The 11,563-nt window shown below is 58.9% G+C and carries 4 protein-coding genes; 2 read left to right on the forward strand and 2 right to left on the reverse strand.

Annotation, left to right across the window (positions count from 1 at the left end):
• Positions 1–259: 259 nt before the first annotated feature.
• On the reverse strand, positions 260–2,728 hold the full coding sequence (locus AB8E48_RS07170; RefSeq protein ID WP_368886246.1) for a fibrinogen-like YCDxxxxGGGW domain-containing protein: 2,469 nt from the start codon (positions 2,726–2,728) through the stop codon (positions 260–262).
• Between the two features lie 529 nt (positions 2,729–3,257).
• Positions 3,258–5,624 (reverse strand): fibrinogen-like YCDxxxxGGGW domain-containing protein, encoded by a 2,367-nt coding sequence (locus AB8E48_RS07175; RefSeq protein ID WP_368886247.1) that lies wholly within the window; start codon positions 5,622–5,624, stop codon positions 3,258–3,260.
• A gap of 564 nt (positions 5,625–6,188) precedes the next feature.
• On the opposite strand from AB8E48_RS07175, the gene mfd reads away from it, so the two are divergent.
• Positions 6,189–9,932 (forward strand): transcription-repair coupling factor, encoded by a 3,744-nt coding sequence (gene mfd / locus AB8E48_RS07180; RefSeq protein WP_368886248.1) that lies wholly within the window; start codon positions 6,189–6,191, stop codon positions 9,930–9,932.
• 140 nt (positions 9,933–10,072) lie between these two features.
• The gene (locus tag AB8E48_RS07185; protein ID WP_049355047.1) at positions 10,073–11,491 is read left to right on the forward strand and encodes an NAD(P)H-quinone dehydrogenase; all 1,419 of its coding nucleotides are present in this window, start codon (positions 10,073–10,075) and stop codon (positions 11,489–11,491) included.
• The last annotated feature ends 72 nt before the right edge of the window (positions 11,492–11,563 follow it).

An 11,563-nucleotide genomic window follows, 5' to 3' on the forward strand; every position in this document is an offset into this window, starting at 1 on the left:
ACGCAAAGCTGGGAGAATACTTAGACTTGCAAAAATAACGTTTTTATAAATGATGAGAATAAGCCCTAAATAATGCTCTATTTTGGCTTGAATGGAAGGTAAATATATATCTCTGGATGAAAAAACCTTCATGTAAATGAATGAAATAGATTCACAATGTGCAAAAAAGTCCCGGGCTGGTTATGAACCAACCCGGGACAATAGGGCGAACATCACTAAAATTATTTGTCATAAAAGCGCATGTCGCCCTGATGAGGGGTTATGCCGCCTGGACAGCCTCGGTACTTGCCGAATAGTTATCCGAGTTATCTACCGCGCGTACATAATAGCGGGCGTCATCGCGGTGATCCACCGAATAGCTCGTACCCGTTACCGTTGCAATAGGACGATCATCGCGCAGAACCTGGTACTTCACATTACGTTCGGAAATACCCGACCAAGTCAGCTGATCCTTCGAACCGTTCTTCGTGACCTTCAGATTGCTCGGGGTAGCCGGAGGCGCCACATCGCGAGGTGCATAACGCGCGAAACCAATGGTCGGCTGGACACCGTTAGCACCCAGCGACTTACGGATATCGCCACCAACCCACAGAGTGCCGGTCGAATCCACGAAGGACTCCCACACGCCGTAGCCGTAGGCGCCGTTCATAATCGGGGCCCACTCCGGCAGCACCTGGCCGGTATCCTTATCGAACGCTGCAACCAAACGAATCGTCTGGGCATCCGTAGCGTTCACCCACTCCGAATCAACCTTGGTTGCGCCCTGGTAGATGAAGTCACCACAGTGGCACGCACCGTAAATGGTATTGCCATTCAGATGCAGATCCTGGAAATCGCCACCCTCGCGAGTAATCGCGCTGTAGGTGCGGCGCATGGTCGACTTATCGTAGCGGCTAATCATATGCTCGGTGCCACCCAGCCAGACGGAAGAGCCAGCATCCTGAACATCGAACTGGAAGCCCCACATCTTACGCTCGTTCTTCAAATCCCAGGTCTGAGCGCTGGAAGGAACGTACGAAGGCTCATGAGCCCAATCGCCGCCGCTCTGGCGGGGATCTTTGATATTGGCGATACGGAATGCCTCACCACCATTGAGCTGAGTGAAGTAGCCGGCCACGTACACGTGGCTATTTCCCTCGGAAGCGTTCACACCGTTAACCGTGCCGTTGAAGACCGGACGCCAGTTCCAGTCCACCTCACCATTGCTCAACTTAATGCGAGCCAGGTTCCTCGAGTACGCGTACGTGGGGGAGGTGTTACCCTTCACGTGCGTGAAGGAGCCACCGAGGTACAGGTACCCGTCGCGAACGTGCAGGGTCTTCACCTGCACCGGCAGGGAAGAGATGCGGCTCTGAACGTGAATATCCCAATCCTTAGCCACCTGACCGGTCTTCGGATCCAGAATCACGAAACCGTTGTAGTACTCGCCATTCACCTGATCGAAGGAACCACCCACGGCAAGCAGGCCGTTCGGCAGAGCCTCAACCGACTTCACCTGACCGTTAATCTTCGGGCGGAAGGAGCGGCGCAGCTCGCCGGTACCCACCTCGTAGCCAGCCAAGAAAGCCTGCTCAACCTTCTCGCCACTCGCCGACTCAACGTACGCGAAATCGCCACCGGTAAAGACGGCGCCACCAACCTCGGTAATCGCCTCAACCTGGGTGTTCATCTCACCCTTCTTGCCGGTACCGGTGTCAGTACTCGTACGCCACTTCCACTTCTCAGAGTAGCTATTGGGTAGTGCGCGGCGGTTACTTGCCGGAGCACCCTGCTGACCGTAAGCGTGCAGGCCCTTAGCCGCCAAATCGTTCTGAGTCACCTTCGGGCGCAAGAACATCTGAGTGAACACCAAAGGGGTGGTTGAATCATTCGCCGGGCGGTAGATGTAGGAAGAGGCCCTGTTCAACAGGTAATTCTGGAACCAACCCGTAATCCTAGCGTTCGGGCCGTAGGTAAAGCCCAGCTTATAACCTTGTGACGGCTTCTCCACGAAGTGCAGGGAACGGAAATCATCCGAATAGCCGTAACGGAAGATATTGCCCGCCGTCTTCTCCTGGCTGTAGTAGTTGTAGCCACGGTACTGTCGCGGATGAGTAATCGAAATGTTCGACCAGTACATCGTTGAGCGAAGGGTCCAAGACCACTCGGTGCTCGCGGCACGCGTAGCCTTAAAATCCTGCCATGCGGTACCGTTCACGTTCATGGCGCGGTGGAAACGCACACCATCGGGCAAATCCTGCGGACGGGTACCGTTCAGTAGCGCGTTCACCGTCTGACCCGGCAACTGCACCGCGTCAAAACCAGTGGGGTTCTGATGCAGCTGCTTGGTATCGCCACGACCGTTATAGTTCTCGGTCCAGCTCTCGCGACCTCGACCAATCATGACCCAGCCGCCGCCATCAGTTTCCTGATCACAATAAAACTGCTCAGGAGCGCTCATCTGCGGGGTGTACAGCCAGTACGCACCACTCTTAGCCTGCGGATTATTCTGCTTAACCTCCCAACAGCTGGCTGCGGCTCGCTCGCTCGACGAACCGTTATAGTAACGTGCATCAGCGGCCTGCGCACCCGAAGCAATCGGGCCCAAAGAAGCCGCAACCATCGCAAAAGAAGCAACTGCCGCACCCAAAGCACGGGAACCAGCACGAGAAGCTACGCGAGAACCCTCAGAAGCGGAAGAAGCAGCGCCCTGCGAACGCCCTCCACTCGCGAACGGAAGAAAATTCATTATGTCTCTCCTAGAGACCTCAACCGGCATACGGCAGAAAACGCAAATCACACAGTACCACCCACCCAACACAAGGCACAGCATAGTAACCAGGTATCGGGGGAAGGAAGCAGTATGAAAAGCACTAACAGCGAGTCTGTAGCCGGAATCAGTGAGTGTAGTTATCGGAAATTGAATGAATACGCCCCACCATCTCACGCGCGAAGCCAACAACGGCAACGCATCACAAGAAGCGGAACGCTAAAAATCTGTGAAGCCTCCCCGACCGTACTAACAGCGAAGAAACACCACAGACCAGGATTCAGCCCATCATCGGAAGGATGGAAGCAACCCATCCGACGCAATGAATCCCAACCCATCATAGCCGCCACAGAGGCAAAGCGATAGCAAACCGGGCAAAGCTGGGCCAAACCAAAACTAAGGGGGGGGGGAATACACCCCGGGTGCGCCACCGCCTGACCCAGACCCCGCAAACCCTGCAGAGCCCGAACCAGGCGGCGGCTCAAAGAAACTAGATCAGTAACCTGACCTAAGCCTGAGCGGCTCCCGTAGAAGCCGAGAAATTCTCAGATGCATCAATGGAACGCACGTAGTAGCGTGCACCATCGGTGTGCTCAACCTCGTAGCTGGTACCGGATACCGTAGCAATCACACGGTCATCACGCAGCACCTGGTAGCGAGCGCCGCTCTCACGAACGCCAGACCAAGACAGCTTATCGGTCGAACCATCACGCTGAATCGACAGGTTCGACGGAGTTGACGGGGGAGTGACGTCGCGAGCCGCAAAGCGAGCGAAACCGACAGTGCGCTGCTCACCATTAGCACCCAGCGAACGGTTGATGTCGCCGCCAACCCACAGGTTGCCACGAGAATCCATGAAGGACTCCCAAACACCGTAGCCGCTAGCACCCTTCAGAACCGGGCTGAACTCGCCAATGACCTCGCCGCTATCCTTATCGAACGCAGCGACCAGGCGCATACGGTGAACCGCCTTCGATTCCTTCCAGTAGGTGTGGTAGCCGGTCGAACCCTCAAAGAGAACGTCACCACAGTGGCACGCACCGTAAATGGTGTTACCGCTCAGGTGCAGATCCTGCCAGTCGCCACCGTACTTAGAGATAGACGAAGAAATACGGCCGTAACCGTTCTTCGAGTAGTTCGCAATCAGGTGGTCAGCGCCGCCAGTCCACACGGTCGAACCAGCATCCTGAACATCGAACTGGAACGCGTACACAATGCGGTCAGTAATGTTCAGCTTCAGCGACGGCTCCCACTCCCACTTAATGTTCGAAGCGTTAGAACCGTTCAGCGCAGCCAGACGGAAGGCACGCTGGTTATTCAGCTCAGTGAAGTAACCCGCAGCGTGAACAGTAGAGTTATCGGATGCAGCGGTAATACCGTTGACCGTACCGTTGAAGTTCGGGCGCCAGTTCCAGTCCACCGCACCGTTCGAAAGCTTAATACGAGCGGCACCACGCGAGTAAGCGTACGCCTTAGAAGTATTGCCCTTCACGTGGGTGAAGTTACCACCAATGTACAGGTAACCATCCTGAACCAGCAGAGTCTTCACCTGAGCCGCAGCACCGTTACGGCGCTGAACCTGAACATCCCAGGTGCGGTCAATCTGACCGGTGGTCGCATCCAGAATCACAAAGTGGTTGACCTTCTCGCCGTTGACCTCGGTGAACTCGCCACCAACCGCCAGACGGTTATTCGGCAGAGCCTCAAGAGCCTTAATCTGACCGTTGAAAGTCGGGCGGAAGGAACGAACCAGCTCGCCCGAATCCACGTTGTAGCCAGCCAGGTACGACTGGTTCACGCGCTCGCCGCCAGCAGACTCAACGTACTTGAAGTCGCCGCCGGTGAAGACGGTGTCTCCCACCTGAGTAATAGCCTGAACGTAGGTGTTCATCTCGTTCTTCTTGCCGGTGCCAGTCTGCTCACTGGTGCGCCAGCGAACGGGCATCGTGTAGCTATTCGGCAGGGCGCGGCGGTTACTAGCGGCAGAGCCAGAACCAATCTGCGAGAAGTGCAGATCATTCTGAGTCAGCTTCGGACGCAGGAACACCTGAGTGAAGGGGATAGAGTAACCGGCAGAACCACGCTTGTGGTAAATGTACGAATCCGAGTTCTCGTTACCAAAGTTCACCAGCGCACCGTACGCAAAACCGATCTGGTAGCCCTGGTTCGGGTTAGCGAAGAAACGCACCGAGCTGGTGGTAATACCCGGAGCCATCTCCGAGGGGGCACGGCCCATGTGAGCGGTGCGGTTAATGCCGGCTCCGGTGAACTTCACGGTGTCCCAACGCTGACCGTAGCTCATCGCCCAGGTCCACTGCTCAGTCTGAGGACGCTGAACATAAACGTTCTGCCACTGGGTACCCCTTGCATTGTGGGCACGGTGCAGGCGCATACCGTCGGGAAGATCCTGAGGCTTAATGCCGTTCAGCAGCGCATCAACAGTGTTTGCGGGAAGCTGGACCGGAGTAAAAGCGGAAGGGCCGGTGGGGTTCTGGTGTAATTGGTTCGGGTCGCCGGTGCCATTGTAGGACTCAGTCCAACCCTCACGACCGCGGCCAATCATGACCCAGCCGCCGCCATCAGTTTCCTGATCGCAGTAGAACTGCGCCGGGCCGCTCATCTGCGGGGTGTACAGCCAGTAAGTGCCAGAAGAGGCAGAAGGATTAACCTGCTTGACCTCATAGCAGGAAGCAGCCGCCTTATCACTGCTGGAGCCGTCATGGGTTCCGGTCGCAGCCGAGGCGGGGGTAGTAGGAGTAAGCGGTGCCGCAGTAAAAGCAGTACCAAAAGCGAGTGCGAAAGCGGCCCACTTCTTAGCGGACCATGAACGGGCATGGTGCTTTTCAGCGGGTTTGTTCGTGTATGTGGTTGTCATATGCGTCTTTCTGATGCGACGTTCCGGAAGAAACATCGAAAGATACGGTGAATTATTGCACTAGAAAAACCGCAGTAAATACTGAAAACCTGAGGTTGGTTGGAAGAGGTAAACAGAATCCGGAAGAGGATATACCGTCTGGTTTTTCTATAAGTGCTAATGATTAGGGTACAGGATTAAGCTGTGAAAATAATGGTGCACAAAGTGCAAAGATACCTGTGAGTATGTGATTTACGCCCCATGTAATGGGCGTTGTGACACAGGAAAAGATACAGAAGAAAACCATACTCAAATATCACCCATGAAAGCGACAATCGAGTGCAAAAAGACATATATTCCACCCCAGAAGAACGCAGGAGAAAAATGCCAGAAAATGCAGACAAGTCCTACAATGGAGAAGCCGCAAAAAAACACCCCCAAAACACACAAAAGCACCGTGAAATAAAGGCAAAACCACTCGGGTACCCTACCTCACGCAGGTACCCAACACAGCACACATTACTGGCATACTCGCCAAAACCGGCAAACCCGCCAACCCCGAGGACCGCAGATTCAGGAGAACCCGTGAGCACCACCCGAAAAGCTACCGCACAGCCCCTCGAGGCACCCCTGCAGCCCCTCCTGAACACCCTCAACCAACTCAGCAGTTGGGCGGCAATCCGCACCGCCGCCTCCGCACAGCCCGCTGAACGTAGCGCACGCACCCTCATCGGCGCAGTTGCTGGAACCCATGCCGCACTCATCGCAGACATCTCCACCGCAGTACGCGGTGCCACCGGTGAAGCGCTCAGCCTCATCATCGCCCCCACCGACCGCCAGGCAGAAGACCTCGCCGCAGCGCTGCGCTCCTACCTGCCCGCCGCCGATATCGCGCTCTTCCCCGCATGGGAAACCCTGCCGCACGAACGCCTCTCACCGCGCTCCGACACCGTAGGCCGCCGCCTGCAGGTACTACGCGCCATCACCGGGAACACCACCCGCCCCCAGGTCGTCATCGCACCCGTGCGCGCCGTCATCCAGCCCATCGTCACCGGCATCGAAAAGCTCGAACCCGTACACCTGGTCCGCGGCGAAGAATACCCCTTCAAAGACGTAGTACGAGGACTTAACGACGCCGCCTACTCCCGCGTAGACCTCGTCGCCAAGCGCGGCGAGTACGCGGTGCGCGGCGGCATTATCGACGTTTTCCCGCCCACCGCAAACACCCCCGTACGCCTCGAATTCTTCGGCGACGAACTCGACGAAATGCGCCACTTCTCCGTCGCCGACCAGCGCACCCTCAGCGGGGGAGAGGAACTCACCGAACTCACCCTGCTGCCCTGCCGCGAACTGCTTATCACCCCCGAGGTGATGAGCCGAGCCGCACGCCTGAAGGCAGACTACCCGGTAGCCGCATCCATGCTTGAGAAGATTGCGGGCGGAATCTACGTCGAAGGCATGGAATCGCTCACCCCGCTACTCATCGAATCCATGACCACCCTCACCGCGCTGCTGCCGGCAGGGTCCATGATCATCAACGTCGAACCCGAACGCGTGCGCGCCCGCGCCGAAGACCTCGTCGCCACCAACGAAGAATTCCTCGCCGCCGCCTGGGATACCTCCGCAGAAGCCGATGCTGTAGCACCCATCGACCTGGGCCAGCTACGCATGAGCGACAGCGGCTTCCGCACCATCGACCAAACCACCGCACAGGCACTTGAAGCCAAGCTCAGCTGGTGGGAAATCACCGAACTCGTCACCGACGCAGACCTGCTCGAAGATGCTGCCGGGGCAATCCAGAGCCAGAGCATCGCCGATGCCATCGAAGACGGAATCGACACCTACACCGTCAATGCCGCCCCCGCAACCGCATTCAACGGCTCCGTCGAACGCATGCTCAGCCAGGTCGGCGACCTCATCCAGAAGCAGTGGACCGTCCTCGCCCTCACCAACGGCCGCGGCTCCACCGACCGACTCATCGACCTCTTCCACTCCGGGGAAGGGGCATCCGCCGTCCCCGCAGCCCGCCGCACCAGCCTCGAAGCCGACCCCGCAGGTGACCTCGACCACGGCATCGTCGAGGTGTGCGAGGCGCCCGCCTCCGCAGGCTTCCTCATCGAGGAGGCGAAGCTCGCCGTCTTCACCGAAGCCGAGCTACTCGGACGCCGCGGCACCTACGCACCCCGAGGCGCCGCCGGGCAGAAATTCAAGACGCGCCGTCGCCGCAATGCCGTCGACCCGCTCGCCCTGAACCCCGGCGACTACGTGGTCCACGAACGCCACGGCATCGGCCGCTTTGTCGAGATGACCTCCCGCCCGGTGGCGGGTGCCTCCCCGGTCAACGGCGTGCAGCCCATGAAGGAATACCTGGTCATCGAGTACGCCCCCGCCAAGCGCGGTGGCGCGCCCGACCGCCTCTTCGTACCCTCTGATCAGCTGGACCTCATCTCCAACTATGTGGGCGGCGAGAACCCGAGCCTGTCCAAGATGGGCGGCAGTGACTGGGCTAAGACCAAGTCCCGCGCTCGCAAGGCAGTCAAGGAAATCGCCGCCGACCTGGTGAAACTCTACTCGGCACGTCAGGCATCGCGCGGTCACGCTTTCGCCCCCGACACCCCCTGGCAGCGTGAGCTGGAAGAGTCCTTCCCCTACAACGAGACTCCCGACCAGCTCACTGCCATTCACGAGGTGAAGGAAGACATGGAGAAGGAAATTCCCATGGACCGCCTCATCTCCGGCGACGTGGGCTTTGGTAAAACCGAAGTCGCCGTGCGTGCCGCGTTCAAGGCGGTGCAGGACGGTAAGCAGGTTGCCGTGCTCGTACCCACGACCCTGCTCGCCCAGCAGCACTACGAAACGTTCAGCGAGCGTTTCTCTGGCTTCCCCGTGAAGATTCGCGTGCTCTCCCGCTTCCAGAAGGCGAAAGAAACCCGCCAGATTACCGAAGAAATCGCCTCCGGCGCGGTGGACGTGGTGATTGGTACGCACCGCATCCTCTCGGACAGCGTGGTGTTCAAGGACCTGGGCCTGGTCATCATTGACGAGGAACAGCGCTTTGGTGTGGAGCACAAGGAGAAGCTCAAGCAGATGCGCACCAACGTGGACGTGCTCGCCATGAGTGCGACCCCAATTCCGCGCACCCTGGAGATGTCGCTGACCGGTATTCGCGAGACCTCCACCCTGGCGACCGCGCCGGAGGAACGCCACCCCGTGCTGACCTTCGTGGGACCGCGCACCGACAGCCAGATTACGGCCGCGATTCGCCGCGAGCTCATGCGTGAGGGCCAGGTGTTCTTCGTGCACAACCGAGTGGCTGATATCGACGATGTTGCCGCGGAAATTGGCAAGCTCGTGCCGGAGGCGCGCATCGCCACCGCCCACGGCCGCATGAGTGAGTCGCGTCTGGAGCAGATCATTGTGGACTTCTGGGAGCGCCGCTTTGACGTGCTGGTGTGCACGACCATCGTGGAGACCGGCCTGGATATTTCGAATGCGAACACGCTCATTGTCGATCACGCCCAGAACTACGGTCTGAGCCAGCTGCACCAGCTGCGCGGGCGTGTGGGTCGTGGCCGCGAGCGCGCCTACGCGTACTTCCTGTACCCGGTGGACAAGACTCTCGGCGAGATTGCGCACGAGCGTCTGAAGGCTGTCGCGACCCACAACGAGCTGGGTGCGGGTCTGCAGCTGGCCATGAAGGACCTGGAGATTCGCGGCGCGGGTAACCTGCTCGGCGGCGAACAGTCCGGTCATATTGCAGGTGTTGGTTTTGACCTGTACCTGCGCCTGGTGGGCGAGGCGGTGGCGAACTACCGCGGTGAGAAGGAAGAACGCGAGGTCGAGACGAAGATTGACCTGCCGGTCAACGCGCATATTCCGCACACCTACATTGATTCGGAGCGTCTGCGTTTGCAAGCGTACCGCCAGATTGCTGCCGCCGATACCGAAGAGAAGATTGCGGAGGCTCGCGAAGAACTGGTCGACCGTTACGGCGAGCTGCCGGAGGCGGTAGAGAACCTGCTTGCCGTGGCGACGGTGCGTATGCACGCCCGTGCTGCCGGTATCCATGAGCTGGTGGTTCTGGGTCCGAAGGTTCGCGTGGTGACCGCTACGCCGCTGCCGGAGTCTCGCCAGATGCGTCTGAAGCGCGTGTACCCGGGCTCCACGCACGCTCAGCCGAAGGGCATGGATACCTGGCTGACGCTGGTTCCGCGCCCGAAGACCATGCCGGTCGGCGGTAAGGACCTGGTGGACGGCGCGATGCTGCAGTGGGCTGAGAAGTTCATTAACTCGATTTATGCGGAGAAGCCCCAGGCTCTCGAGGACTAGGGGAAACAGGAATAGGGGAGCGCCCGGTCATACCGGGCTACCGCGTCAGAAAATGCTCGCCGTGCAGATTGCCACAATATGGCACATCTGCACGGCGAGTGCGTTTGCCCCACGCAGGCGGCATAGCTCACAATTAAGGCATGACTTCAACGGTGAACTATGCATCTCAGCGAATTGTAATTATTGGTGGCGGCCCCGGCGGCTACGAGGCAGCGATGGTGGCTGCCGCATCCAACGCGGACGTGACTCTGATCGAGCGTAATGCCATTGGTGGCTCCGCCGTTCTGACTGACGTTGTGCCCTCTAAGACCCTGATTGCTACGGCGGATATGATGACCCGCTTCTCCGAGGCGGGTAGCCTGGGCATCGAAAATACGAAGGGTAAGGCACCGCAGCTTCGTGTTGATATGGACCGCGTGAACCGCCGAGTCCGCGACCTGGCTCAGCAGCAGTCTGCCGACATTAAGCGTGCCCTGGCTTCTGCGGGTGTGAAGATTATTCACGGTACCGGTAAGCTCCTGGACCGCCACACCGTGCAGGTGACTGACGAGGCGGGTCTGGTTTACCCCCTGCAGGCGGACTTTGTGTTGCTGTCGGTGGGTACGCACCCGCGTGAAATGGCGACCGGCATGCCTGACGGTGAGCGCATCCTGACCTGGACTCAGCTGTACAACCTCTGCGAGGTTCCCGAGGAACTGATTGTGATTGGTTCGGGTGTGACCGGTGCGGAGTTCGCGTCGGCGTATAACGGTCTGGGTTCGAAGGTGACTCTGGTGTCTTCGCGTGACCGTGTGCTTCCCGGTGAGGACGAGGACGCAGCCCGCGTGTTGGAGGACGTGTTTGAGCGTCGCGGCGTGCGAGTGATGCCGCGCTCGCGTGCTTCGGCTGTTGAGCGCACCGAGGACGGATCCGGCGTTATCGTGACCCTGTCGGACGGCCGTAAGGTTTCCGGTACTCACTGCCTGGTGGCTATTGGTTCGATTCCGAACACTGAAGATCTGGGCCTGGAAGCAGCCGGTGTGGAGCAGACCCCGAGCGGTCACATTAAGGTGGACGGTGTGTCCCGCACGAGCGTGAACAGCATTTACGCTGCCGGCGACTGCACGGGTGTTTACCCGCTGGCTTCCGTGGCTGCGATGCAGGGTCGTATCGCTATGGCGCACATCCTGGGTGATGCGGTGCGTCCGCTGCGTACCGATAAGGTCGCGGCAAACATCTTCACCTCCCCGGAGATTGCGACCGTGGGTGTGAGCGAGAAGGATCTCGCCGAGGGCGCTTACCGTGGTGATGCGGTGACCCTGCAACTGAGCACCAACCCGCGCGCGAAGATGATGGCGATGCGCGACGGCTTCGTGAAGATTTTTGCTCGCCGCCACTCCGGCACCGTCATTGGCGGTGTGGTGGTTGGTCAGCGTGCTTCCGAGCTGATTTACCCCATTGCTCTGGCGGTGGAGAAGAAGCTCGCGGTGGACGACCTGGCGGATACCTTCACGGTCTACCCCTCGCTCTCCGGCTCTATTGCTGAGGCAGCACGCAAGTTGCACACTCGCGGTCTGTAGCCTGTAGCCTGCGCATAGATACCCTGGGCTTATAGAGAGCCGGTATCTCTGAAACGCACAAAAGCGGTGGGG

This window comes from Rothia mucilaginosa (assembly GCF_964211445.1).
Lineage (GTDB): Bacteria > Actinomycetota > Actinomycetes > Actinomycetales > Micrococcaceae > Rothia > Rothia mucilaginosa_E.